Consider the following 24,706-nt stretch of genomic DNA (forward strand, 5'->3'; position numbering starts at 1 on the left):
ATCACCCACGCCCGCCGCCACCACCCGGCCAGCCCGGCCACACCGACAGGCCAGCCGCCCCTCGTGAAACATCGAGGCTAGGCGAAGCGACGTCGAGACGCCCGCAGCTCAGGGTGTGCGGTCCACGGTCACGAGCCGTACGCCGTCCAAGCGGCCGTCTCGGACCTCGGCGGTCATCATCGTGCAGCTCGGTTGCCGCCGTCGGTCGGTCGGCGATCCGGGGTTGAGCAGTCGCAGACCGGGGTTCGCGGTGTCCTCGCCGGCGACGCTGTCCCACGGGATGTGGCTGTGCCCGAAGACGAGGGCGTGCGCGTCAGGGAACATCGCCGCCATCCGCTTCTCCCGGCCGCCGGCCGCACCCGTCTCATGAGTGAGCGCGATCCGGACGCCGTCGATCTCGACCACCGTCGTCTCGGGCAGTCGGCGCCGCAGCTCGTCGTCGTTGTTGCCCCAGACGCCAATTAGCCGCCGGGCCCGCGCCTGCATCTCGTCGAGCAGCTCGGCAACCTGCCAGTCCCCCGCATGCAGGACGACGTCCGCCTGCTCGACGGCGCGCCACACCTGCGCCGGGAGGGCGCGAGCGCGACGCGGGACATGGGTGTCCGCGATGAGCAGCAGTCGAACCGGCGAGGACGGCATGCTCACCAACGTAACCGCACCCGCCCGAGAGATACCGAGCACATCCCACGGTCGACGTCCACTCCGTCCACTGGTCGAGGTCGACTTCATCCCACGGTCACCGTCGACGTTCATCCCATGGTCGACGTCCGCTTTCATCCCACGGTCGACGTCGACTTTGTCCCATGGTCATCGTCGACTTCCTCCGATGGTCGTCGAGCGAGCGGAGCCGATAGGCGAAGCGACGTCGAGACGCCGGAAGCCGCCGATGTTCCCCTTCAGGAACGAACCCGCGCGCTGACGAGGAGCGCGGCCACGCTCAGTGCCGGTGCCGGCGGTGCGCGCTGTAAAGGAAGAAGCCGCCGAGCAGCAGGACCTCGACGCCCGCCAGCGCGACTATCGCGCCCGGTGAGCCGATCTGGGCCTGCTGCCGCGCGCCACTCGGCGAGTTCGAGCTACTGGCCTCCGCCTGATCAGAACGGTCGGTGACAACGGCCGCCGAGGTGCCCGTCGTGCGCCCGTCCGCGGCCGAGGCCGGCCCCGCCAGCACGGTGAGCACGAGCATGACGATGATGCCCGCCAGCGCCAGGTAGCCCCCGCGACCTGCGCGCCCAGCTTTCCCCAAAGCAAGATGCAACATATGAAGTTCCCCCGTATCGCCTTCCCCAAGGCTTGAACCGACCATACCTGGTCGGCCGACCGAATCAACGACCGACACGCAAATCGGTGCCCGTGTTGCAAATGAGTTGCGCACGATGAGTGTGGCTGCGCGGGGCTGAGCGGCGGACGACGGCATCGCCAGCTCGCCACTACAGTCGCGGGCGTGAAGCTGCCGAGGAAGACGATCGCCGCCGTGGCGCTGCTGATCGGGGGTTGGGCCGTCGCGGTCGTCCCGCTGTTCGTCCACCCGGCGCAGCACCGACCGGCGCACGCCGACGCGATCGTCGTCCTCGCGGGGTGCCGCCGGCGAGCGCTATCCCGTCGGGCGGCTGCTCTACTCGTCAGGCGTAGCCGCGGTGCTGACCCAATACGCCACACGAAACCGTCTCATCCCGACCAGGTAGAAACACCGAACGACGTGTTTGGACATCCTTGGGCGGTTTATTAGCGAGTGATTCGGAGGCGCTGCTGCGGCCTCCGGAGAAGTGCGCCGTATGCTCCTGAATCATGCGCGCGCTGAAGGACCCCACACTGGAGTCAGCCGACGCTATGGCCCGGAACGAACGTCGCCTCGACATCCAAGCACTGCGCGGCATTGCGGTCTTGATGGTGGTCGCCTACCACGCTGGACTGCCCGTGCCTGGCGGCTTTCTCGGCGTTGATGTCTTCTTCGTCATCTCCGGTTTCGTCATCATGACCGGTCTGCTCCGTCAGCTCGATCGAAAGTCGACGTTCTCTCTGTCCGTGTTTCTCGGACGCCGGGCGCGACGTCTGCTGCCGGCGCTCGCATTGCTGTTGACCACCGTGTGCCTGGCGAGCATCCTGCTGCAGTCGCCTCTCGGGCCTCAACAGTCAACGACGCGGATGGCTTTGCACGCGACCTTCTGGATTGCGAACGTGGAGGCGTATCGACTCCCGACCGGCTACTTCGACCCGACCGTGGGTACCTATCCCCTGATACACACATGGTCCCTGTCAGTTGAGGAGCAGTTCTACCTGGTCTTTCCGGTGCTCGTGCTAGTCGCCTGGAAGGTGCGCACTTCGGTCAGAACGGTGCAGATCGTGCTAGGCATTGGAACGCTCCTCAGCTTTGCGCTCGCGCAGCTGATGGTCACCGGCGTAGTGAGCGGCGGGCTGTCGGCACCTGGACGGCTGGCTTTCTACGCATCACCGACGCGTGCGTGGGAGTTCGGTGTCGGGGCGCTCCTCGCGACCGCCTGCCGGCCGGGAATGTCCACGGCACTCCGTCATGCCGCAACTCGCCGCACTGCTGCAGTGGGGGGCGTGGTCGCCGTCCTGGTCTCCGCTTTCGCGCTGACGGAAGCTACGCCGCATCCCGGTGCCGCAACGTTGCTCCCGGTTGTCGGCACTGCGGTCGCCATCTGGGCAGGGAGTGTAGGACCTGCGTGGCCGCCGTTTCGCCAACTGGTTTGGGTCGGCGACCTTTCTTATAGCTGGTATCTCTGGCACTGGCCGTTCATAAGCTTCACGGCCGTTCTACTGCCGCCCTCCGTCGTGAACGCGACGGTGGCCGCCGGTGCATCGCTAATTCCAGCGTGGTTGTCATACAAGCATGTCGAGGCTCAGTATCGAACCGGTGGATCGCATGGGTCTCTCCGACCGACGATCATCGCGTCTACCGCCATCTCGATGAGCACCGCGGCTGCAATTCTGCTTACCTTTGGCGCAGGAAACCACTGGTGGTCACCGACGGTCGAGAAGATGTTGGCGCAAACCACGCCATTGCCGATCTCTTACGCTGCTGGCTGTCATGAAGGCGCCGCACCGTCGACGGTCGTCGGCACCGCCTGTGAGTGGAACGCCACCGGGACCGGCGGCGCGGTATACCTGGTAGGCGACTCAAACGCGGCCATGTACTCGGATGGGCTGGTAAAGGCGGCCGAACGAACCGGCGAGCAGCTGTTGGTCACCACTCGCAGCAGTTGCCCTCTGGTCGAGGCAACCGTGATTGCTCCGCGATTCGACAGCACAGCCTGTTCTCATTACGTCGAGCGGACACTGAGCGACCTAGAGCATGCGGCGCCCGCGACCGTCATCACCGCGGCCGCCGGCAACCAAATAGACGATCCCGCCATTGCTCTAGCCGGCCCCGATGGCAAGCTCACCTACAACACGCGCTTAAAAGCAAGTATCTGGGCGGACGGGTTCAAGGCCGCGATCGCGCGCCTCAAGGCAGCAGGACATCGGGTGATCGTGATGCAGGTGATCCCGCACTTCCTTCTCGGTGCCCATGATTACTGGCGTCCGGACAACTGCCCCACCATCAGCACACTGCTCGGCCCGAGTTGGTGCGCTCCGGCGGCCAGCCGCGCGACGATGGACGCTGCCCAGCACTCCGTACTCGCGGCCATCCGAGGCGCCAGTTCGTCCACTGGTGTGGAACTGGTCGACCTGCGTGATCGGCTCTGTCCGTCAGGTCAGTGCAGCGCCTTTCAGTCGGGTGAATGGGTATATCGGGATGGTCGTCATATCTCGCCGTTCGCCAGCGTCGAGTTGGCACCGTTTTTGAGGCAGATGCTTGCGGCCTGAACTGCTGCGGAGTTGCTCCTGACGGACGGGGGCCGCGGGACGTCTGTAACAATCTGTTCCGATCGGCTTCTCAACCCTGAGGTGTCGACGAGCATGTTGGAGGGGTTGCAGATTGTCTGTCCGCATCGTCGACAGCGCCGAAGTCCACGAGAGTGCCACCATCGGAGAGGGTTCCACGATCTGGCATCTGGCACAGATTCGGGAAGATGCTCGGGTGGGGCGCAATTGCATCGTCGGCCGGGGCGCCTACATCGGCAGCGGCGTGACGCTCGGCGACAACTGCAAGGTCCAAAATTACGCCTTGCTCTATGAACCGGCGACCCTTGAGGATGGCGTGTTCATCGGCCCCGCCGTCGTTCTCACGAACGACACCTATCCGCGGGCCGTCAACCCCGACGGCTCCATCAAATCGGCATCCGACTGGGATGCTACGGGCGTCCACATCGCAACCGGTGCATCGATCGGGGCGCGCGCGGTCTGCGTTGCGCCCGTAACGATCGGCGCCTGGGCCCTCGTGGCTGCAGGGTCCGTGGTCACAAAGGACGTCCCCGACCATGCGCTCATCGTCGGTGTGCCGGCACGACGGGTGGGCTGGGTTGGTAGGACAGGTCACCGACTGCGGGAAGAGTCGCCTGGCCGTTTCGCGTGTCCCGACACGGGCACACGCTACATCGAGACAGACGGCGTGCTGGCTGTAGAGGGAAGCTGAGCGCGAATGAAACTAATGAGTGTCGTTGGCGCGCGGCCGCAGTTCGTCAAGCTTGCTCCAATCGCTCACGCGGCGGCCGCAGCCGGAGTTGAACACTTCGTCGTGCATACCGGCCAGCACTACGACGAGCGCATGTCGGAATCCTTCTTTGATGAGCTTCAAATTCCGACCCCAGACATCAACCTGGGCGTCGGTTCCGCTTCTCACGCCGCTCAAACGGGGCGAATGCTCGCCGACTTGGAACCGGTCATGCAGGACGTTCGACCGGACTGGGTACTCGCGTACGGCGACACCAACTCCACGCTTGCCACCGCTGTCTGTGCGGTCAAGATTCACATTCCGCTGGCTCATTTGGAGGCCGGGCTCAGGTCATTCAACCGCGGCATGCCGGAAGAGCACAACCGCGTGCTCACCGACCACAGTGCGGATCTGTGCCTTGCGCCCACTTGGAACGCGATGGGCCACCTGCGCGATGAAGGTCTCGCGGCCCGCAGTGTTCTCGTGGGAGATGTCATGACGGACGTCCTCCTCGCGACCGCCGAGTCGCTCCGCGACTCGCCTTCAGGATCCCCGATCCCGCCGACCGGCGACTACATCATTGCCACGATCCATCGCCCAGCCAACACGGATGATCCAATGCGGCTGCGTGCAATTGTTGAAGCCTTAGCCGCATCCCCGGTGCGCGTCTATCTAGCTGCCCATCCCCGACTGGTGGCGAAGTCCGCCCACCATCGCATTGAGCTGGCCGTCGGCGCGATTACCACGGTTCCACCGCTCAGCTACCGCCAGCTCGTTCAAGCAGTGACTGCCGCGCGTCATGTGGTCACCGACTCGGGCGGCCTCCAGAAGGAGGCATTCTTGTTGGGTGTGCCCACCACCACCGTGCGCCCTGAGACCGAGTGGGTCGAGACGCTCGAGCACTCGTGGAACGAGCTGGTGAATGACCCGAGCCGTCTCCTTGCCAGCGTAGAGCGCCCACGCCCAACGGCTGCCCGCGGAAAGCCTTACGGTGAGGGGCACGCTGCCGCAATGGTGATCGAGACCCTCATCCAAGCGTTCAGGAGCAAGCTATGAATGACTTCATTCCGCCCGCCAAGCCGATCATCGGGGACGAGGAGCGCGAAGCGGTGGACCGCGTTATGCGTAGCGGCATGATCGCCCAGGGACCTGAAGTTGCTGCGTTCGAGCAGGAGTTCGCCGCACACTTCGGGCTCGACCGTGCGTGTGTCGCCGTCAACTCGGGCACGTCGGGCCTACATCTGGGCCTACTCTCCTCCGGTGTGCACGCCGGTGACGAAGTGATCGTCCCGTCCTTCACATTCGCAGCGACCGCGAACTCGGTTGCCCTCACGGGCGCGACGCCCGTGTTCGCAGACATCGATCCAGCCACGTTCTGCCTTGATCCATCGAGCGTCGAGGCGTCGATCACCGACCGTACCGTGGCCATCATGCCGGTCCACCTCTATGGACACCCCGCCGACATGGCTGCCTTGAAGGCGATCGCCGACAGGCACGGACTTCGCGTGTTCGAAGACGCCGCCCAGGCCCACGGAGCATCGCTCAACGGCACACCGGTGGGCGCCTTCGGCGACTTCGCGATGTTCTCGCTTTATCCCACGAAGAACATGACCTCGGGCGAGGGCGGCATGGTGTCGGTCGCCAACCCACGGATAGAGCGCAACCTTCGTCTGTACCGCAACCAGGGCATGGAGCGCCAATACGAGAACGAGGTCGTCGGATTCAATAACCGAATGACCGATATCCATGCTGCGATCGGCCGCGTGCAGCTGAAGAAGGTGAACGCCTGGACGGCCACGCGACAATCGAACGCCTCCTTCCTCAGTGCGAATCTCGAAGGCGTCGAGGCACCGCGCGTCGCCGACGGTGCCGTGCATGTCTTTCACCAGTACACCGTGCGTATCCCCGAGGGCCGTGATCAGATCGCCGCCGCTCTGAAGTCCGAGTACAACATCGGTTCAGGCATGTTCTACCCAGTTCCCAACCACCGACTCGCTCCATTCCAAGTCGATGTCGACCTCCCGCAAACCGACGCTGCCGCCCGCGAGTGCCTCTCACTCCCGGTGCATCCCTCGGTCGATCAGGCCGGACTCGAGCGAATTGTCCGTGCTGTCAATACTCTCGCCAAGGCGGGCGCATGATGTCGGACTTACGCGTTGGTCTGGTCGGTATTGGCATGATGGGCCGCCACCACGCTCGTGTGCTCCGCTCGATCGAGGGGCTTGAGTTGATCGCGGTCGCGGATCCCGCGGGCGACAAGCACGGGATGGCTGGCCAAGCAGAGGTCGTCGCCACGGTCGCCGAGATGGTCTCCATCGGGATCGACATGGCGGTCGTGGCGACGCCCACGATGTACCACCTTGAGGCCGGACTGGAATTGGCCTCCGCCAATGTGCACACCATGATCGAGAAGCCCTTGGCCACCAATGCGGCCGAGAGCAAACAATTGGTCGACGCTTTCGAAGATGCCGGACTAGTCAACGCGGTCGGCCACATCGAGAGGTGCAATCCGGCCCTCGTAGCATTACGCGCACGGTTAGATGAGGGCGAGCTTGGAGATATCTACCAGGTGGCAACTCGTCGCCAGGGCCCTTTCCCCAATCGCATCGCCGACGTCGGTGTCGTGAAGGATCTCGCCACACACGACATCGATCTCACCGCATGGGTGCTGCAGGACGATTACAAGTCAGTGTCTGCCCATACCGCTCACAAGAGCGGCCGCCCGCACGAAGACCTTATCTCCGTGACCGCAAGAACGCTGAATGGCACCGTTGTGAGCCATCTCGTCAACTGGCTCTCGCCGCTTAAGGAGCGACTTACGGTGGTTACCGGTGAGAAGGGCACCTTCATCGCCGATACGCTTAACGCAGATCTGACCTTTCACGAGAACGGACTCGTAGCGACCGAATGGGACCGCATCGCGTCCTTCCGCGGCGTGACCGAGGGCAACAGCACCCGCTTCGCCATTCCGAAACCTGAACCACTGAAGGTGCAGCATGAGGCCTTCCGTGACGCCGTCCGTGGCACGCGCCAGGACATCGTTACCATGCGACAAGGCATGCGCACGGTGCTGGTCGCTGACGCCTGCATTGAGTCCGCTCGCGAAGAGCGCACCGTCGTTATCGATCAGGAGCTCTAACCGTATGAAGATCGCTGTCATCGGCATGGGCAAGATCGGTCTCCCACTCGCTGCCCAGTTCGCCGGGAAGGGCCATGAGGTCGTCGGAGTCGACGTAAACTCCGACACGGTGGCGACCATCAACGCCGGGCACGAGCCGTTCCCCGGGGAAGCTCACCTCGCTGAGCATGTCGCTCGCCTCGTGCCGTCAAAACGTCTCCGTGCCACGACTGAGTATGCGGACGCGGTTCCTCACGCCGACGCGATCGTCGTCGTAGTTCCACTGTTCGTCGACAACGACGGCAACCCCGACTTCGGCTGGATGGACTCCGCCACCCGGGACCTAGCGGCGAACCTGACCCCCGGGACGCTCGTCAGCTACGAGACCACTCTCCCCGTAGGTACCACGCGCACGCGATGGAAGCCAATGATTGAAGAGATTAGCGGGCTGACGGAAGGTGCGGACTTTCACCTAGTCTTCTCTCCTGAGCGGGTTCTCACAGGACGGGTCTTCGAGGATCTTCGGAAGTACCCGAAGCTCATCGGCGGCTTGTCGTCGATCGGCGCAGCGAAGGCCCGGGCGTTCTACGAAGCCGTTCTCGACTTTGATGAGCGGCCAGACCTGGTGCGAGGGAACGGCGTGTGGGACCTCGGGAGCGCCGAAGCCTCAGAGATGGCCAAGCTGGCAGAGACAACCTACCGAGACGTCAACATTGGTCTTGCGAATCAGTTCGCGAAGTTCGCAGAGACTGCCGGGATAGACGTCTACCAGGTGATTGAGGCGTCCAACAGCCAGCCCTACAGCCACATCCACCGTCCCGGAATCGCCGTCGGCGGCCACTGCATCCCGGTGTACCCGCGCCTCTACCTCTCGAATGACCCACACGCCACGGTCGTCGAGACAGCGCGCGAGGAGAATGCGAACATGCCGTCCCATGCTGTTACCCGACTGGCTGAGACCTTCGGGTCGCTCGCTGGCGCACGAGTCGCCGTGCTGGGAGCCGCGTACCGCGGAGGTGTCAAGGAAACCGCATTCTCCGGAGTCTTCGAAACGGTGCGCTCGCTACAGCAGGCCGGCGCCCACGTGGCAGTCCAGGACCCCCTGTATGACGACGAAGAGCTAGAGGCGCTCGGTTTCCGACCCTTTCATCTCGGCGACGAAGCAGACGCCGCCGTTATTCAAACCGACCACCGGGAATATCAGGGTCTCTCACCAGACGACCTTCCAGGCGCATCAGTGGTGCTCGATGGCCGAAATGTCCTGCGTGATGGCCAGTTGGGTGACGTGACCGTCGTCGTAATCGGCAGACCGACCGTCGCTGCGCGATAATGCTACGCAGGCTGCTGGCCGGCTCCAGAGCGCGTCGCGGCTTCTTGGCATTGCTCCTGGGAACTGGATTCGGCAATGCACTCACGCTGATCCTGTCCCCGGTCATAACCCGGCTCTTCGACCCTTCGAGTTTCGGGTCCTTCACTGTCCTCGCAGCCATCGCAATGGTGCTGGCGCCATTGATGTCGTTACGCCTTGAACTGGCGGTCCCACTACCGGAACGTGAGGCGTCGAGTTACGCGATCGTGCATGCGGGCATCGTCATATCGATGGTGCTCGGTAGCGCGCTCTCCGTCGTGTTCTACCTAGTAGGGCCCACGATCGGCGAGGCACTCAATCAGCGTGTCGTCGGCACATGGCTTTGGGTCACACCTGTCATGGCATCCGCAATGGCGTGCTTCTCCGTGCTCAATGCGCTGGCCATCCGCGGGGGTCGATTCACCGCGATCGCCCGGCGCAACGTAGTCATGACCTGCACGACCTTGGGCTTGCAAATCGTGGCCGGAATTCTGGGTTACGGCGTCTGGGGTCTGGTCGTAGGCTTTGCACTGGGACAGGTAGTCGGTGCATTCAGCTTGTTTCTGGGGGCGGGACTCGGTGGAGCCGATGCCGCGGCAGGTCGGCAGTTCCGGCTCGTCCGGGAGACATTGCGGCGTTACCGTCACGTGCCAGCCCTTCTTGCGGTGGCCGGGACGATCAGCATCTTGGGTCTTCAGGCTCCCGTACTCATCATCGCGCACTACTTCAGCAGCGAAGTGGTGGGCTGGTTCGGTCTCACTCAGCGCGTGCTCGCCGCACCCGTCACGTTGATCGGCCTCTCGGTGGCACAGGTCTATCTGAGCGAGGTCGCGCGAACTAGACGCGAGGTCAGCGGTCGAGAGCGCCATTACTTTTGGAAGGCGTCCAAGGCTCTCTTCGCCGTGGGAACCGTATTCGCGCTAATCCTGTTGGCCTTCGGTCCCCTCGCGTTCGGGTCAATCTTCGGCGAACAGTGGCGGACAAGCGGACTGTTCGCCCAGGCGCTGGCGATAGCACTAGCCGCACAGTTGATCGCCTCGCCGCTCTCACAAACCCTGATCGTCTTCGAGCGCAATAGGCTGCAGCTCGCTTGGGACACAGGCAGACTGCTCGCCGTCGGAGGCACGGTCATCGCTACAGGAGAGGCCGGGGGGTCTGCCACCGCTGTCGTCTGGGCACTGTGCCTTGCGCTCACAACGATGTATGCCCTGTCCTGGGATCTCAGCCGCCGAACCTTGCGAGCCGAACACCGCCACCACGACCGCCAATAGGAACGTGCCGAGAGACTCGCGGTCGGCATGAGCCTTCGGAGGAGAGCCGCTACATATGCTGGACCCGCTCCCGCGGCGGCGTGGACATTCGAGCCTCGCAACCGCGCCGCCGAGGACTACGTGGACCCCCACGCGTACACTCCAGAAGTGCTATTGCGCTTCCCAGTGATCGTCGCCTACATCCTCCTGTTGCAGCATGCCTACACAACTTTCACGGCACCCACCTTCGGGTACCTAGGCTTCCTCGCGAGGGATGGAGCGGATTTAGACTACCTGGCTTATGTCGCAACCATCGCCGGAGTCGTAACGCTCTCGCTCGCGCTTCCTCGAAGGGTGACGAGACCTAGCGACTTTGTCCTTTGGTGTGTCTACGTGCTCGCCGTCGTCCCTACCGTTACGGCTGCGCATTATGCCGAAATAGTTACCCCCGCGAAAGCTGTAGCGCTGTCGGTTGCGGTGTGCGCCTGCTTCTTCTTAGCGATCTCGGCGACTCGAAACGGTCCCCGGTTCACCCTGCGCATTAAAACCGTCCCTCCCGCAGTTGCTTGGGGGCTGATCGTCGGGTTCAGCGCCACGACCTACATTTATCTCGCCGTGACGACTGGGCTGGAAATTCGCCTGGTGGGGCTGACGGACGTAAGAGACATTCGCTTCGGGTATCGAGATCTAGTTGCTTCCGCCGGAGCTATCGGATACTTGTTGACTCTGCAATCATACGTAATTAACCCACTACTTATGGCCCGGGGGATCTTCAGAAGGAATTTGGGACTGTTCACAGCGGGCCTTTTAGGGCAGGTACTGCTGTATTCCACCGCCGGTCAAAAGATGTCTATATTGTCACCTTTGGCAGTCCTAGCAATCGCGGCCGCGTACCGTCACCGACGGCGGATCGCCGGCTCGACGATCCTGTACGGCATTACCGGCGTCACAGTTGCGACGATCGTGTTAGACCAAATCCGTAACAGCGGGGACCTTACCGTCATCTTTGTGCAGCGATTGCTACTCATTCCAGGCGCACTGGTGTCAGCGTATTTCGCCATCTTCGACGGGGAGCCGAAGGCACACTTCGCCTTCACAGCACTAATAGGCGCTTTCACCGACAGCCCCTATGATCGGACACCAGCCTTCTACGTTGGCGATGTATTCAACGGAAATCCAGATGTTTCCGCGAACGCGAACTTCTTCGCCGATGGTTTCGCCAATGCAGGGTATGCCGGAATGGTGGTCGAAACTCTAGTATTCGTCTTGATTCTCTGGCTCTTAGACGCAAGCCTTCGTCATCTTCCGATGCCGATCGCGTGCAGCATGTTGGCTCTACCTACACTCTCGCTGTGCAATGTCAGCGCTTTTACTGCGATCCTCTCTCAGGGCATGGCTCTGGTTATGGTTCTCGGTATCATTCTACCGAGGACTGGCTGGACTTCCTCGCCGAAGGCACCGCGGTCGCTTGGACGAAATGTCTCCAGCCATCACCGGCGCGCGTGAGACCGAAGCGGTCGAGAAGCGAACTGATCGAGAGCCGACGGCCAGATCGGCCGACTTGATGGCACGTGCCCCTTGCTCCGACACACCAATTCTAGTGACCCCGATTTTCACGCGTCTCGCTCATGGCCGCTATAAGGCGTTCTGCTTCCGTATCCCACGTGTATCGCGAGAAATAGGCGCTTCTAGCTCTGACGCCCATGGTGCGCACCACATCCAGGTGATCTTGGCACCACCGAATTGCGGTCGCTATCGCCTGAGATGACTCGAAATCCAATGCCACACCGATACCCTCGGAGTCCAGAATTTTGACAATTTCCGGCGAGTACGATGGCGCAAGAGTAGCCAGTCCGGCGGCCATGTACTCAAACAGACGATTCGGCAGGCTTTCGTAGCCCAAATCGCGCTGGTAGGAAATAAGTCCCACATCAAACTGTGCGAGGAGATTCCCCATCGCCTCATGCGGTATACCTGGAATGATCTTGAGTGTGCCCGGCGGCAGATCCGCGGCGCTTGCCGCCACTCGTTCTTTGATCGACTCCGGAGTGGATGCTACCTCGAGCATTAGCACTTCGGTATTGTGCTGATACTCGGTCGGTAGCGATATGAGAGCGTCGATTACTTGAAGGGTACCGTTACCCGATGACGCCTTGCCATGAATGATTTTAAGCTTGCCGCCGTCGCCGCCGTCGACGCCGTCGCGATGCAACGGTTGCTCCGTACCGAACCACGGAGGGGCGAGATTTCGAACGATCACGGCGTTGGGCTGGGCTGCGCAGTACTGTGCGATAACCGGTTCACTTACCCCTATGACTAGATCTACCGTGGCGCATGTCCTAGCGATGCGTTTCCGCAGGAATTCACGCACCGCGCTCGGGGGCGTACCAGGGTACCACCGGTTCAAAAGTGTCCCATGATAACTCTCGTGCACGTCGAACAAAGTCCGGCCGCCGCGTCCCTTAGCCAGTTTCGGTAGCCTTGCGGCGACGTCGGGGTCAGGCGTGTACCACCAATCGACCGAACCAACCAGCCGAGCCGCCCGTACTGCCCGAGATGCACCTTTGAGGCGGTCCATCTTGCTTCTACCCGTCGGAAAAAGACGATAAGTCATGTCTTGGCTTTTCGCCTCCGGGCCCGACGATCCGGCGAGGTCGGGACCGACCCACGTGACCCTGTAACCAGCTTGCATGAACGCGGAAGCTACTCGGCTCGCCACACGAACGTCATCCCAAGGATGCGCTGAAGTCACGATGCAAACGTGCCCGGGCGATTGGTTTCGCTGAACTGACGCCATAGCTATTTCCTTCAGTCGCCGACGGTGTCGTGGACACCGGTGAGATGAACGCCTAACGGCGGCGCGAACGACGGTTCGACGAGCGCGCTACGGAGCATCTCGTCATGCCTGGCGACCTGTGCGGGATCGGCGAACCGCCAGGCGACGTGGCGCGCCGGGATGCCCGCAACGATCTCGTAGGGTTGCACATCCTTGGTTACGACTGAGTTCGCCGCGACGATGGCGCCCCGGCCGATCCGTACACCGCGTCGCACGATCGCTCGATAACCGACCCATACGTCGTCCTCTATGAACGTCCGTTGTTGTTTCGGTCTTCCCGCGAACTGGATCGGTACACCGACAATGTCGAAGTTGTGATCGTCACCGACGATGGCGACGTGTGACGCCAGCATGACGTACCGCCCCAGTTCGACGCCGGGATCAATCTGCGAACCGGGCCCCACGAACCCGAACTCCCCAATCGTCACGTCCCGCGCGACACGGGTACTGCGGTGAACGTACGTGGTCGAGTCGACGTAGCGCAGACGCTTTCCCAACCGATGGATCCGGTTGCGGATCCTTCTGAGTCGCAGGCGAAGTTCGCGTTTCATCGGCTCCCCTTCCTTATGCCGGCCCAGTGGTGGTGACGGCCAGCAGTCGAAACGATGAAGCGCACCACCCGGTTGCTCGTGTCGCCGATCTCGTACCCAAGGGGATGTGAGCTTTCAATGGGCCCGTCGGCGACCGCTATGCCCACCGCGCGCACTACGTCTTCCACGTCCAGTCCCGTCATGATGATCGAGCCGCTATCCAGGGCTTCGGGACGCTCAATTGAGTCCCGCAGGGTGACCGCCGGGAAGCCCAGGATCGAAGACTCCTCGGAGATAGTGCCCGAGTCTGAAAGAACGCAACCAGCTGCTAGCTGGAGCTTGTTGTAGTCGTGGAAACCAAAGGGCTCCATGAAATCTATGCCTGCCAGATCGAGGCCGGTATTCAAAGCTTGGAGTCGCTTCTGAGTGCGCGGATGCGTGGAGACGATGATGCGCCTGCCGAACCTGTCCCTCACCGCAACGAGGCATGTCAGCAACTGGGCCAGGCGCTCAGGCAGATCGACGTTCTCCTCCCGATGAGCGCTGACGAGGAAGTATTCCCCGGGGACTAGGCCCAGCCGGGCCACGGCATCAGAGGCCTCGATCTGTTCACGGAACGCCTCCAGCACCTCCCGCATTGGGGAGCCGGTAACTACGACCCGCCGGGGGTGCAGGCCCTCCGCCAACAGGTTACGCCGCGCATGCTCGGTATAGGCCAGGTTGAAGTCGGCGACATGGTCGACGAGGCGACGGTTCGTCTCCTCCGGCACGTTCTCATCGAAACACCGGTTACCGGCCTCCATGTGATAAGTCGGAACGCCCATACGCTTCGCCATGACCGTGGCGATGCACGAATTGGTGTCACCAAGCACCAGCATGGCGTCCGGACCCTCCTCGAGCAGCACCCTCTCGATTCCGGTCATAACACCGCCGAGAACTGTTCCGAGACTGGACGTATCGACCTGCAGGTAGTGGTCGGGAGCGCGCAATGCGAGGTCGTCGAAGAAGACCTGGTTGAGCGAGTAGTCGTAGTTTTGACCGGTGTGCACCAGGACGTGTTCAATGCCTTCCGTGTCATCGAGCCGCTTGATCACACGGGCCAGCCGGATGATTTCCGGACGGGTACCGACAACAGTCATAACCTTCATGCCGTTGTCTCCTGATGAACCGTCGCGGGGTACTGATCTGGGCTGGTCACGTCTAGCAATTTGTCGGCCCAGAACATGGTGACCAGTTCACTGTCACCGACGTTGCGAATGTTATGCACCCAGAGCGTAGGCATGTCCACGAACGAAGGCTGGTCTCCGCTCAGACGGAACCTCACGACTTCGTCGTGAAACAGACGCCGAAGCTCAATTTCGGCTTCTCCCCTAACGACGAAGAAGCGCTCGACCTTATGCAGATGGTAGTGCTCGCCACGCTTCTCGCCGGGCAGCGTAGTGGACATGAACGCCATGCCGGTGCCGCCGTGTACACGAACCGTCTCGAATAGGCGACCGCGGTTGTCGCTGTGCACCGACGGCGATATCGGCCACATAGTCGGGAAGGCTGCCGCCCTGTATGTGTTGAAAAGGTTACGGCGCATCGCGGTGGAGATGTCTGGCACCTCGCCTCGTTGGGCATATAGCTCGTGGAACTCCTCGAAGCACGTGAGTACCTCACCGATACCGATCGAGTCGGCCTCGACCACCTGGCGCCCGTCGAATCCAAGCGCGCCGATCAACGCCCGAGCCGCATCCTGGGCATGCAACAGCCGGATCTTTCTGTCATTGGTGACTGTTGGGGTACGACCCGATATGACATCGTCCGCGAAAGTAGCCACGAAGGAGTTGTACGCCGGCCGTCCGTGTTCCCCGAAGAGGTTCGGAAGGAGCAAGTCCGCGAAACGACCCCCTGCTGCGCGGACGACCTCGCCGAGGATCTCGCCGGCCCGCGCTTTACCGCGTCCGTACGGATTGTCCACCTCCGCTTGGACCGAGTTGGCGTACACCACGTCCACCGGCTGACCTATTGCGTTCAAAGCCTGCGCCAGGGCACCTGCGATCGCGATATTGCCTTGCTCCACCTCCTTGACTGTCGCGGCGCGGTTGACCCCCGCGATATGAAGGACGGCGTCTACTCCCTCCAGCGCCGAGGCAAGGCGTGCTGGGTCGGCAAATGCCTCACGACCCAACCGCACCGGCTGCATGTCGTGAAGCGCGCGTAATCGGCACGCGGTATGCCATCCGAGGAATCCGAAGCCGCCGGTGACCGCGACTCTCCGCTTACTCATGGTGATCCTCACGCGCAAGAAGGACGTAGCAATTCATTCGCCGTCCCTCGGTTGTGTCGTACTCCCCTGCTAGCTTCCAGCCGCTACGAAGGTAGAAAGCGTTCGCGCTGTCGTTGTCGACGTGATCTGTCACAAGGTAGGCACCCATCTCACAACTGCGCACGATCGCCTCGAACCGGGTGATGAGCTCGGTTCCTGTACCTCGCGACTGTGCTCTCGGATCGACGCATATCGAGCTGAGCAAGGCCCCGCCCACATCGAGCGGAACCTGCCCTCGGTATACCAGTCCCCTCACGAGTCGTGGAAGTCTACTTGGCCGCCGGAGTACCGCCAACGCGGTGGCGGCTGCGAACCCCACGAACCGTCGTTTCAGCAACCGCGAGAAGAATCCCCGTGGCTCCAGGGTTCCTACGACGACGCCTGTGACATCCCCGCCAGCTGTTTCCGCGACCACGGTGACAGCATCAGGGTCGTCGAGGAAACCGCGGTAGAACTCGCGCAGGAAGCGTGGTCCGAGCTGGCTGAGGAAGAAGTCGGGGAAGGCCTGTAGGTGCAGCTCCGCGCAACGCTTTACGTCCTCAGATTGGAGTGGGCGAAAAGCAAGATCAGTCACTCGTCCTCCGATTGGCGGCCGCGGTAAGGAGCGTCTCGATACGCTCAATACCTTGGTTGTAGCTGAATTCGGCGTCATATAGCAGTCGCGCCTGCGTGCTTCGCTCCGCGAGCGCCCCACGGCCGTTCGCGGCAATCTCGCGGAGGTGCTTCTCTAGTCCAACGTCGTCGCCCGGAGCGACAACCCATCCGCCGCCGCGCCTAACGACGTCCGCAACGTCCCCCACCAGTGCCCCAATAATCGGACGCCCCGTTGCGAGCACTGCCTGAACTTTGCTTGGCATGGTGACGCGCGCGAGCGGGTGGTCGTTCAGCCCGACGTAGTGCACGTCGGCATCGGCGTTCAGCGCGCGCATGTCTTCGGCGTCTAGGCGGCCCAGAAAATGGACGTTCGTCGCGCCGGCCCGTTCGGCCCGCTCACGCAGCTGTGACTCGTGCGTGCCAGAACCTGCGATCAGAAATGTCACGTCGACATCGGTGATGCGAGGAGCCGCCGTGATGAGGGTGTCTAGATCCTGCGCTCCACCAAGCGTGCCTGCGTAGACAATCGCCAGAGTGTTATCCCGCAGATCCCAACGCCGTTCTTTAGGTGGCTCGAGTGGGACGTGTACCGACTCGTCGGCCCACATCGGCGCATACGCGAGCTTCGCGCGATTGACTCCCCGCGATTCGAGCAAGTCACCGACGCCCGGTGAGATGTAGGCAACCACATCCGCGGCATCATAGATACGGCTGCACCACGACCCCAATACTCGCCCGATCGGCTTGCCTAGTCGACCGCCGAGGCCGCTGGCAGTAACGGTGTCCGGCCAGAGGTCGAGTGCGTGCACGACGACGGGAATCCGGCGGTGCCGCTGAAGACGGAACATCGGCAGGCTGACGGTCACCGGCGAGTAGTTCACCCATAACACGTCGACGTCTTCAAGAACATCCAGGCCCGAGGCGACGGCAGAGGCGGCAAAACTGGCGTAATTGGCAATGCGTCTCAAAGCAGAAGCATCGTGACTTGGATAAAGTGCGACGCGACGCACGTGGATGGCGTCTGATATCTCATCCAGGCGCCGACGCTGCTTGTATCCCCGCGCGATCCGGCCGTGCGGGTAGTTGGGAAAGCCGGTGAGTACGCGTACGTCGTGGCCGCGCGCAGCCAGGCCCTCCGCGAGACCGGTCGGCAGGGCGGCCGGACCGGACTCAGGAGCGTACCACTGAGTGAGGAGGCCGATCTTCATCCACAATCCTTCACGAAAGGTCGACCGCAGGCATGCTTTCCAGTTCGCACCGAACCTCAACCACCCAGCGTTCGCCGGACGGTTTCAGCAAGTACCTTAAGGTCACCGATAGTCGACCGCTTCTGCACATACTGCCGGTACAGGGCAACCTTTTCGGGCAGAATTCGCTCTATGTAGAAGCGTTCTGGATCTTCCTGGGTCGCCAGAATCTCGGCCTCGCGGCGGAACGCAACGGACGCCGGGTCGGTAATGCCCGGCCGAACGGACAGAATCACTTCGCGATCCTCGGGCGGCCAATGTGCGACGTACTTCGCGACCTCTGGACGCGGGCCTACTAGGCTCATCTCGCCCCGAAGGACGTTGACCAACTGAGGCAGTTCGTCAAGTTTCGTCGAGCGGATCAGTCGGCCAACGCGCGTGATCCTCGAGTCCCGTGCGGATGTCACTTCAGGACCGTTCGTGTCCACACGCATGGATCGAAACTTGAGGATTTGAAAGGTCTTGCCATTCTTGCCCACTCGAAGCTGCCGGAACAGCGCTCCACCTGGCGATTCGAGTTGAACCGCCACGGCGACAGCTGCCAGCAGCGGGCTCAATACGACCAGTGCGCCGGCCGCAACGATGACGTCGACTACTCGCTTGGACATAGCCCACCGTGCACCTCTTGAACCGCCTGAATAACACGCTCGACTTGCCCGTCGGTCATTGCCGAAAAGATAGGCAGACTCACCACTCTTCCGAACTCGCGCGACGCCACCAGAAAGTCGTCGGGTGTATATCCGCCTCTCTCCCGCCAGTACGGCTGTAGGTGTAGCGGGATGAAGTGAACGCTCGTGCCGACGCCTCGCGCGGAAAGACCACTGATGAAACAGTCACGAGTTGCCTCGTCCGCACACCTCACGACGTATAGGTGCCAGGCGTGCTTGCCGTCGGCTTGCTCAGTCGGAAGTTCTAGGCCTAGCCCCGTGAATGCCTCCGTGTACCGGGCACTGATCGACTCACGCCTCAAACGCATCGATTCCGCTCGGCGCAGCTGCACAAGGCCCATTGCCGAGGCCGGATCGGTCAAATTGTATTTGTAGCCCGGCGCCACTACCTCGTAGCGCCAGGGTGAGCCCGTGGAGCGGTAACGGTCGAAGGCATCACGACTAATGCCGTGGAGGCGCATAGTCCGCGCACGCCGAGCGACTTCGGGCCTGCGGGTCACCAGCATCCCGCCCTCACCGGTCGTCATGGTCTTCGTCGCGTAAAAACTGAAGACCGTTGCGGCCGAGTCCCCGCCGCCGACTCGATCCGTCGCCGATGATGCAGGGAATGCGTGGGCCGCATCCTCGACGACCTCCAACCCATTAGTGGCGGCGAAGTCTGCCAGCTTGCGATAATCGACCGGCCGACCAGCGAAATGCACCGGCATGATCGCCTTAGTCCGATCGCTGACACGCTGCGCCGCCTGGTCGAGATCGACGTTGAGTGATTCGTGTTCTACGTCGATGAGCACCGGTTCAGCGCCCAGATATCGAACCACTTCCGCCGTCGCCGTGAAGGTCCACGTCGGCACGAGTACCTCGTCACCAGGTCCGACACCGATCGCTTCGAGCGCAAGATGCAGGCCCGCAGTGGCCGAACTGACAGCGACCGCTTCAAGTCCATTGCCCAGAGCCTCGGCGAACTTCTCCTCGAATTGTCGTGTCAGCGGACCGGTACTGACCCACCCGGATCGAATGGCGTTCGTCACCGCTTCGATCTCCGCGTCACCTACGTCCGGCAACGCGAAAGGAAGTGGTTGTTCCATCAGGCGCCCCGTCCGATTAAGCGCTGAAACGCGGGCAAACTGGTCAGAAGCGTCTTCACGCCCTCTACGTCGAGCCTCGTGGTGTTATGCGAGTGGTAGTCCTCAACGTGGCTTGTCACGAGCTCACCCTCGTTGTAGAACTGTGCGTAATTCAGATCGCGAGCATCGAGCGGGACGCGATAGAAGTTCCCTTGGTCGTCAGCTCTCACGAGTTCCTCCCTTGTCGCGAGCGTCTCGTACAGCTTCTCGCCGTGGCGTGTACCGATCACACGCAGCCGAGGTTCCACGCCCATCAGCTCAGAAACGGCGATCGCTAGATCTTGTACGGTGCTAGCGGGAGCCTTTCGCACGAAAAGGTCGCCCGGCGAAGCGTTAACGAACGCGTGCTCCACTAGATGCACCGCCTCGTCGAGCGACATCAGGAAGCGGGTCATACCGGGATCTGTGATCGTGAGGGGCTGCCCTTGTCGGACCTGTTCGACGAATAACGGAATTACCGACCCACGCGACGCCATGACGTTGCCATACCGCACTGTCGACACAATCGTGTTGGAGTTTGGATTGTTGCGCGCGAATGCTTGCGCTGTCTTTTCCATCATTGCCTTGGACATGCCCATGGCGTTGATCGGATAGACTGCCTTATCGGTCCCGAGACACACCACAGCCTTGACGCCGTTTGTGTGCGCGGCCTCAATAACGTTTGCGCTGCCGATTACGTTAGTCCGGACGGCCTCCATGGGAAAGAATTCACAGCTTGGAACCTGCTTGAGCGCCGCAGCGTGAAAAACGAGGTCGGCGTCCACGAAGGCACGATTGACGCTCTCCTGGTCTCGTACGTCCCCGATATAGAACCGAACCCTTTCGCTGGCCAGACTCGATCGCATCTCGTGCTGCTTTAATTCGTCGCGGCTGAATACCCGGATCTCCGTGTCTGGACTGCTACGGAGAATCCGCCTGACCACCGTGGAACCGAACGACCCTGTCCCTCCCGTGACCACGATGACGTTGGCGTTCTCCAAACCATTGGACACTTCGTCTGCTCCGTCTTATTACGGCCGGCCGATCGCGCCGACGATGACTCGAATCTTGCTTCGCGGTGTCTGCGGAAGGTGGACTAGGCCTTCGCTGGGGAAACGTCCTGTGCCTGGTCGTTGAGACTCATCGACGCGCACACGTCGCGGAGCATCCCTCGCGCGTCCGCGGACGACCGTGCGGCAATCCACTCCGCGATCTTGGGGTTCACTGGCGGGACGTCGACGTGCGAGATAAGGGGATGCTTGTCGCGACGCTCGGCCTCCTCGCTCGCGACCAGATCCTCGTGCATCTTTTCGCCGGGGCGCAGACCCGTGTACGTTATCTGGATCGACTTGCCCGATTGCGCGATAAGCTGCCTGGCGACGTAGTCGATCTTGATCGGTTCTCCCATGTCGAGGACCAACGCTTCGGCGTCCGCACCCACCGCCGCCGCTTGGATGACCAACTGCACCGCCTCGGGAATCGTCATGAAGTACCGGGTGATATTCGGGTGCGTGACGGTGACCGGACCGCCCGTGGCGATTTGTCGTGCGAACGACTCCAGTACCGACCCGCGGCTGCCAAGCACGTTGCCGAAGCGCACGCTTAGATAAGTTCCGGAGGTGCGGCCGGCGATGTACGAGGTGAGTCCCTCTGCAACGCGCTTCGTGTAGCCGAGGACGCTTTCGGGATCAGCAGCCTTATCCGTAGAAATGTTAACGAACTTGCTGACACCTTGCCGCTCCGCGGCAAGCAGGACATTCAAAGTACCGAGCACATTGGTCTTGATGCCCTCGACCGGGTACTGCTCGAGCATTGGCAGATGCTTGAGGGCCGCCGCGTGGAAGACAACTTCCGGTTTCCGGGTAGCGAAGATCGCGTTGAGCGCCTCCGAGTCGCGGATGTCGCACAGGAGCATGTCGTCGGTGTCCAGAAGCCCGTGACCGTAGATGCTCAGCTGAACCGCATGCAGCGCCGACTCATCACGATCGAGCATGTAGAGCCGCTCCGGGCTGAACTTGCTGATCTGCCGGCAGAGCTCCGACCCAATCGAGCCACCCGCGCCGGTAACTAGTACTCGCTTGCCAGTTAGGTAATCGGCGATGGAACCGAGGTCGGTCTCGATCTGCTTACGGCCGAGAATGTCGCTGAGATCGATATCGCGCAGATCGCGGATCCCGGCCCGCCCGTGGAACAGCTCAGTGACCGACGGCAGTACCTTGACGTCGAGGCCCACGGGGTGGGCGATGGCGGAGATGCGCTGGAACAGCTCGCGTCCGGCCGATGGGATGGCCACGACGACCGAGTCGGCGTCGTACGTCTCCGCCACGGCGACGAGGTCGTCAATTCTTCCGCGTACCGGGACTCCGCCAATCTTCAAGTGGCGCTTAGCGCGATCGTCGTCGACCATCGCGACCGGCAGCCACGGGCTGGTCCGGGTCCCCAGCATCGACCCGATCACCTGGCGACCAGCATCACCGGCTCCTACGACGACGACCCGATGGTCCCGATCGGCGGCTGCACGGCGATCCTCGGTCGTCACCAGGCTGCGGAACGCCGCACGACCCAGCAGCATGAACAGCAGCGCCACGAAGGCAGCGATCAGCGGCACTGTTCTTGGGACAACCTGGAAAAAAAGATTCAGGATGGATACGGTCGCGCCGGCGGTGAGCGCCACAATCCCGAGCAAGATCGTTTCATCAACCGTGGCGACCTTCGCACGGCCCTGATGAACCCGCGTTATCCGGCCCAGCGCGAGGAATACTACGATAAGCGTGGCAGCGAGAAGGACCACGCCGTCCCAGGACACGGCTTGAGGATCGAACTCTAATCGCCCAACGGCAGCGATGGCGGAGGCGACGCACCACAACACGACGTCGAAGAGAACGAGCGTAATCATCCGATGGCTACGTAGAAGCGAGCTCACGGGTGCTGCTGACCGCACACAACCGTCCCCCTCCCGGTGCTTGCGCTATTTCACAAACACACCAGACGTTACAGAAGACGAACGGATCGGACCATCCTATGGCCGATGTTTGAACGCGGAACTACGTCACAATTTGGTTGATCACCACGTGTCGCGTTAGGCAGCCTGACCTGGAATACTGCCTGAAGACCAGGAGCCGTTAACGTGGATGCGACGTGGTGGCCGGTGAGTGAAGAAGGCGGTTCTGTGGAACTTCGCGATTACCTGCGGATCATCCGACAGCAGTGGCTGCTGATCGCGTCGTGCGTGTTAGTCGCGATCGCCGCTGCTTCTGTCTTCACGCTCCGCGCTACCCCGCAGTACCAGTCAACCGCCGCGCTATTCATCTCGACACCGCAGAGCGATGGGTCCGCGGCATACCAGGGCAGCCTGTTCTCGCAACAGCGCGTCGCCTCCTATGCCGACCTGATCAAGGGCAAGCAGATCGCGCAGCGCGTCGTCGACAAACTCGGCTTAGATGAGTCCGCGGGAGCACTCGCCAGCAGAGTCAGCGCGAGCGTCGTCAAGGACACGGTCATTCTGAATGTCACGGTTCAGGATTCCCAACCGCAACGGGCGCAGAAACTTGCCGAGGCAATCGCCCAGGAGTTCACCGTCTTCGTCAGCGAGCTCGAGACGACCCCTGGTTCCGAGAATGCGCCGATCAAGGCGACAATCGTCGATCCGGCGACGGTCCCGGTGTCTGCCGTCAGTCCTCGACCGCTGAGCAGTCTGGCCCTCGCGATCGGTCTAGGGCTCATCGTCGGCGTTGGTCTTGCGGTGCTGCGCGAGATGCTGGACAACACGGTCAAGAACACCGACACGTTGCGCGAGGTCTCGGGCGCGGCGAACCTCGGCAGCATCTTCTACGACGGGAAGGCCGCCGCGCGGCCGCTGGTCACCCAGCTCGACTCGCACGCGCCGCGCGCCGAGGCGTTCCGCGTGCTGCGCACCAACCTGCAGTTCATCGACGTCGACAGCGACAGCAAGGTCTTCATCATGACGTCGCCGTTGCCTGGCGACGGCAAGTCGACCACGGCCGTGAACCTGGCGATCACCCTCGCCCAGGCCGGCCAGCGCACTCTGCTCATCGAGGGCGACTTGCGTCGCCCGAAGACCTCGGAGTACCTCGGTCTGGAGAGCAAGGTCGGCCTGACCACCGTGCTCATCGGAAAGATCGACCTGGACGACGTCATCCAGCCGTGGGGGGACGACGGTCTGCACGTGATCTCCTCCGGTGCGATTCCGCCGAACCCGGCCGAGCTCCTGCAGTCGCGACAGATGGAGACCGTCCTCGACCGGCTGCGCCGCCACTACGACGTCATCCTCATCGATGCTCCCCCGCTGCTGCCGGTGGCGGACGCCGCCGTCCTCGCCCGGCAGGCCGACGGCGCGATCCTCGTCGTCCGGCACGGCAAGACCACCAAGGACCAGGTGGTCGCCGCGGCCGACCGGCTGCACTCGGTCGACGCGGAGCTGCTCGGCACGGTCTTCAACCGCACGCCGAGCAAGGGCAACACCGGCTACGGGTACGGCTACGGCTACGGCTATGCGCCGTCGGACGACGCCGACATCCTCGCGGACGCATCGTTCACGCGCTCGAAGCGTCGCGCCGCACCCGCCGACAGCGGTCAGCTTCCGGCGGCCAAGCCGGCACCGGAAATGGTGGCTCCCGCCCACGACGCGGTCGTCGGCGACCACCACATCCCGTCACGGTCCGAGCTGGGCCTCGACGGCGATGCGGCGCCGTCCGCGCCGCGCGCCCCGCGCCGGACCGGACAGTTCGAGCAGGTGCCGACCCATCTGCAGGAGTCGCGTGACCGCACGCGCCGTCCGCAGCCGCCTACCGAAGCGGCGTCCAACGCGCCGGCGGGTCCGGTCGATCGTGACCTGCAGGCGGCCGGCCCCCGCGGCGCGCGCACCGGACGCCGCTCGGTCGGCGACTTCCTCTCGCAGGATCCGGGCGAGTAGTTCCGCTCCCGCCGGGGACATTTCCTGCTCCCGGCGTCTCGACGTCGCCTCCGCCTAGCGGCTCCGGCTCGCTCGACGACCAATGGGGTGGCTCGGTCGGCGACCATTGAGTGGCGCCGCCGGTGGTTACACGGTCGTCGAGCGAGCGAGGAACGAGCGACGTCGAGACGACGTGAGTCCAGAGGATTCCGCTCCCGCCGGGGACATTTCCGG

The 24,706-nt window shown here is 62.6% G+C and carries 21 protein-coding genes; 9 read left to right on the forward strand and 12 right to left on the reverse strand.

Annotation, left to right across the window (positions count from 1 at the left end; all coding sequences use genetic code 11):
• Window positions 1-108 precede the first annotated feature (108 nt).
• Both F8A92_RS11175 and F8A92_RS11180 read right to left on the reverse strand, forming a co-directional pair.
• A complete protein-coding gene (locus F8A92_RS11175) occupies window positions 109-639 on the reverse strand; it encodes a metallophosphoesterase family protein (RefSeq protein WP_153505244.1) in 531 nt (176 codons plus the stop codon).
• A 298-nt stretch (window positions 640-937) separates the two neighbouring features.
• Complete coding sequence (locus F8A92_RS11180) at window positions 938-1,549, reverse strand: hypothetical protein (RefSeq protein ID WP_153505245.1); 612 nt, start codon at window positions 1,547-1,549, stop codon at window positions 938-940.
• A 236-nt stretch (window positions 1,550-1,785) separates the two neighbouring features.
• Here F8A92_RS11180 and F8A92_RS11185 point away from each other — a divergent pair, with 236 nt between their 5' ends.
• The 8 genes from F8A92_RS11185 to F8A92_RS11220 all read left to right on the forward strand — a co-directional run bounded on the left by F8A92_RS11185 (window position 1,786) and on the right by F8A92_RS11220 (window position 11,777).
• The gene (locus F8A92_RS11185; protein WP_153505246.1) at window positions 1,786-3,828 is read left to right on the forward strand and encodes an acyltransferase family protein; all 2,043 of its coding nucleotides are present in this window, start codon (window positions 1,786-1,788) and stop codon (window positions 3,826-3,828) included.
• Window positions 3,829-3,940: 112 nt separating this feature from the next.
• On the forward strand, window positions 3,941-4,537 hold the full coding sequence (locus F8A92_RS11190; protein ID WP_153505247.1) for an acyltransferase: 597 nt from the start codon (window positions 3,941-3,943) through the stop codon (window positions 4,535-4,537).
• Window positions 4,538-4,552: 15 nt separating this feature from the next.
• Entirely contained in the window at window positions 4,553-5,611 is a 1,059-nt protein-coding gene (gene wecB, locus F8A92_RS11195; protein ID WP_228389382.1) for a non-hydrolyzing UDP-N-acetylglucosamine 2-epimerase, read from the forward strand.
• Window positions 5,608-6,696, forward strand: coding sequence for a DegT/DnrJ/EryC1/StrS family aminotransferase (locus tag F8A92_RS11200; protein ID WP_153505249.1), 1,089 nt, complete (start codon window positions 5,608-5,610; stop codon window positions 6,694-6,696). Before wecB (F8A92_RS11195) ends, F8A92_RS11200 begins: the two co-directional genes overlap by 4 nt.
• The gene (locus F8A92_RS11205; protein WP_153505250.1) at window positions 6,693-7,694 is read left to right on the forward strand and encodes a Gfo/Idh/MocA family protein; all 1,002 of its coding nucleotides are present in this window, start codon (window positions 6,693-6,695) and stop codon (window positions 7,692-7,694) included. The genes F8A92_RS11200 and F8A92_RS11205 overlap by 4 nt, the downstream gene beginning before the upstream one ends.
• A gap of 4 nt (window positions 7,695-7,698) precedes the next feature.
• On the forward strand, window positions 7,699-9,003 hold the full coding sequence (locus tag F8A92_RS11210; RefSeq protein ID WP_153505251.1) for a nucleotide sugar dehydrogenase: 1,305 nt from the start codon (window positions 7,699-7,701) through the stop codon (window positions 9,001-9,003).
• Window positions 9,003-10,292, forward strand: coding sequence for a lipopolysaccharide biosynthesis protein (locus F8A92_RS11215; protein WP_153505252.1), 1,290 nt, complete (start codon window positions 9,003-9,005; stop codon window positions 10,290-10,292). Before F8A92_RS11210 ends, F8A92_RS11215 begins: the two co-directional genes overlap by 1 nt.
• A 147-nt stretch (window positions 10,293-10,439) precedes the next feature.
• Entirely contained in the window at window positions 10,440-11,777 is a 1,338-nt protein-coding gene (locus tag F8A92_RS11220; RefSeq protein ID WP_153505253.1) for a hypothetical protein, read from the forward strand.
• Window positions 11,778-11,868: 91 nt separating this feature from the next.
• On the opposite strand, the gene F8A92_RS11225 is transcribed toward F8A92_RS11220, so the two are convergent.
• The 10 genes from F8A92_RS11225 to F8A92_RS11270 all read right to left on the reverse strand — a co-directional run bounded on the left by F8A92_RS11225 (window position 11,869) and on the right by F8A92_RS11270 (window position 22,456).
• On the reverse strand, window positions 11,869-12,531 hold the full coding sequence (locus tag F8A92_RS11225; RefSeq protein WP_153505254.1) for a glycosyltransferase family protein: 663 nt from the start codon (window positions 12,529-12,531) through the stop codon (window positions 11,869-11,871).
• 548 nt (window positions 12,532-13,079) lie between these two features.
• Window positions 13,080-13,658, reverse strand: a complete 579-nt coding sequence (locus tag F8A92_RS11230; protein WP_153505255.1) for a DapH/DapD/GlmU-related protein — start codon at window positions 13,656-13,658, stop codon at window positions 13,080-13,082.
• Window positions 13,655-14,785: a non-hydrolyzing UDP-N-acetylglucosamine 2-epimerase gene (gene wecB, locus F8A92_RS11235; RefSeq protein ID WP_153505256.1), complete on the reverse strand. Its 1,131-nt coding sequence runs from the start codon at window positions 14,783-14,785 to the stop codon at window positions 13,655-13,657. The genes F8A92_RS11230 and wecB (F8A92_RS11235) overlap by 4 nt, the downstream gene beginning before the upstream one ends.
• On the reverse strand, window positions 14,782-15,909 hold the full coding sequence (locus F8A92_RS11240; protein WP_153505257.1) for a polysaccharide biosynthesis C-terminal domain-containing protein: 1,128 nt from the start codon (window positions 15,907-15,909) through the stop codon (window positions 14,782-14,784). The genes wecB (F8A92_RS11235) and F8A92_RS11240 overlap by 4 nt, the downstream gene beginning before the upstream one ends.
• Window positions 15,902-16,522: a GNAT family N-acetyltransferase gene (locus F8A92_RS11245; protein ID WP_194291457.1), complete on the reverse strand. Its 621-nt coding sequence runs from the start codon at window positions 16,520-16,522 to the stop codon at window positions 15,902-15,904. The genes F8A92_RS11240 and F8A92_RS11245 overlap by 8 nt, the downstream gene beginning before the upstream one ends.
• Window positions 16,515-17,750 carry a glycosyltransferase family 4 protein gene (locus F8A92_RS11250; RefSeq protein WP_153505259.1) on the reverse strand — a complete coding sequence of 412 codons (1,236 nt, stop codon included), beginning with the start codon at window positions 17,748-17,750 and terminating at the stop codon, window positions 16,515-16,517. The genes F8A92_RS11245 and F8A92_RS11250 overlap by 8 nt, the downstream gene beginning before the upstream one ends.
• 56 nt (window positions 17,751-17,806) lie before the next feature.
• Complete coding sequence (locus F8A92_RS11255) at window positions 17,807-18,397, reverse strand: sugar transferase (protein ID WP_153505260.1); 591 nt, start codon at window positions 18,395-18,397, stop codon at window positions 17,807-17,809.
• On the reverse strand, window positions 18,382-19,542 hold the full coding sequence (locus F8A92_RS11260; RefSeq protein ID WP_153505261.1) for a DegT/DnrJ/EryC1/StrS family aminotransferase: 1,161 nt from the start codon (window positions 19,540-19,542) through the stop codon (window positions 18,382-18,384). The genes F8A92_RS11255 and F8A92_RS11260 overlap by 16 nt, the downstream gene beginning before the upstream one ends.
• Complete coding sequence (locus F8A92_RS11265; RefSeq protein WP_323368433.1) at window positions 19,542-20,573, reverse strand: polysaccharide biosynthesis protein; 1,032 nt, start codon at window positions 20,571-20,573, stop codon at window positions 19,542-19,544. The genes F8A92_RS11260 and F8A92_RS11265 overlap by 1 nt, the downstream gene beginning before the upstream one ends.
• 83 nt (window positions 20,574-20,656) lie before the next feature.
• Window positions 20,657-22,456 carry a nucleoside-diphosphate sugar epimerase/dehydratase gene (locus F8A92_RS11270; protein ID WP_153505262.1) on the reverse strand — a complete coding sequence of 600 codons (1,800 nt, stop codon included), beginning with the start codon at window positions 22,454-22,456 and terminating at the stop codon, window positions 20,657-20,659.
• Between the two features lie 273 nt (window positions 22,457-22,729).
• Between F8A92_RS11270 and F8A92_RS11275 the strand changes: the two genes are divergently transcribed.
• A complete protein-coding gene (locus tag F8A92_RS11275; protein ID WP_153505263.1) occupies window positions 22,730-24,493 on the forward strand; it encodes a polysaccharide biosynthesis tyrosine autokinase in 1,764 nt (587 codons plus the stop codon).
• The last annotated feature ends 213 nt before the right edge of the window (window positions 24,494-24,706 follow it).

This window comes from Cumulibacter manganitolerans, from assembly GCF_009602465.1.
Lineage (GTDB): Bacteria > Actinomycetota > Actinomycetes > Mycobacteriales > Antricoccaceae > Cumulibacter > Cumulibacter manganitolerans.

Coding starts and splice junctions, on each gene's coding strand:
- F8A92_RS11175 (WP_153505244.1), bottom strand. CDS start 639: ATGCCGTCCTCGCCGGTTCGACTGCTGCTCATCGCGGACACCCATGTC.
- F8A92_RS11185 (WP_153505246.1), top strand. CDS start 1,786: ATGCGCGCGCTGAAGGACCCCACACTGGAGTCAGCCGACGCTATGGCC.
- wecB (WP_228389382.1), top strand. CDS start 4,553: ATGAGTGTCGTTGGCGCGCGGCCGCAGTTCGTCAAGCTTGCTCCAATC.
- F8A92_RS11200 (WP_153505249.1), top strand. CDS start 5,608: ATGAATGACTTCATTCCGCCCGCCAAGCCGATCATCGGGGACGAGGAG.
- F8A92_RS11205 (WP_153505250.1), top strand. CDS start 6,693: ATGATGTCGGACTTACGCGTTGGTCTGGTCGGTATTGGCATGATGGGC.
- F8A92_RS11210 (WP_153505251.1), top strand. CDS start 7,699: ATGAAGATCGCTGTCATCGGCATGGGCAAGATCGGTCTCCCACTCGCT.
- F8A92_RS11215 (WP_153505252.1), top strand. CDS start 9,003: ATGCTACGCAGGCTGCTGGCCGGCTCCAGAGCGCGTCGCGGCTTCTTG.
- F8A92_RS11230 (WP_153505255.1), bottom strand. CDS start 13,658: ATGAAACGCGAACTTCGCCTGCGACTCAGAAGGATCCGCAACCGGATC.
- wecB (WP_153505256.1), bottom strand. CDS start 14,785: ATGAAGGTTATGACTGTTGTCGGTACCCGTCCGGAAATCATCCGGCTG.
- F8A92_RS11240 (WP_153505257.1), bottom strand. CDS start 15,909: ATGAGTAAGCGGAGAGTCGCGGTCACCGGCGGCTTCGGATTCCTCGGA.
- F8A92_RS11250 (WP_153505259.1), bottom strand. CDS start 17,750: ATGAAGATCGGCCTCCTCACTCAGTGGTACGCTCCTGAGTCCGGTCCG.
- F8A92_RS11255 (WP_153505260.1), bottom strand. CDS start 18,397: ATGTCCAAGCGAGTAGTCGACGTCATCGTTGCGGCCGGCGCACTGGTC.
- F8A92_RS11260 (WP_153505261.1), bottom strand. CDS start 19,542: ATGGAACAACCACTTCCTTTCGCGTTGCCGGACGTAGGTGACGCGGAG.
- F8A92_RS11270 (WP_153505262.1), bottom strand. CDS start 22,456: ATGATTACGCTCGTTCTCTTCGACGTCGTGTTGTGGTGCGTCGCCTCC.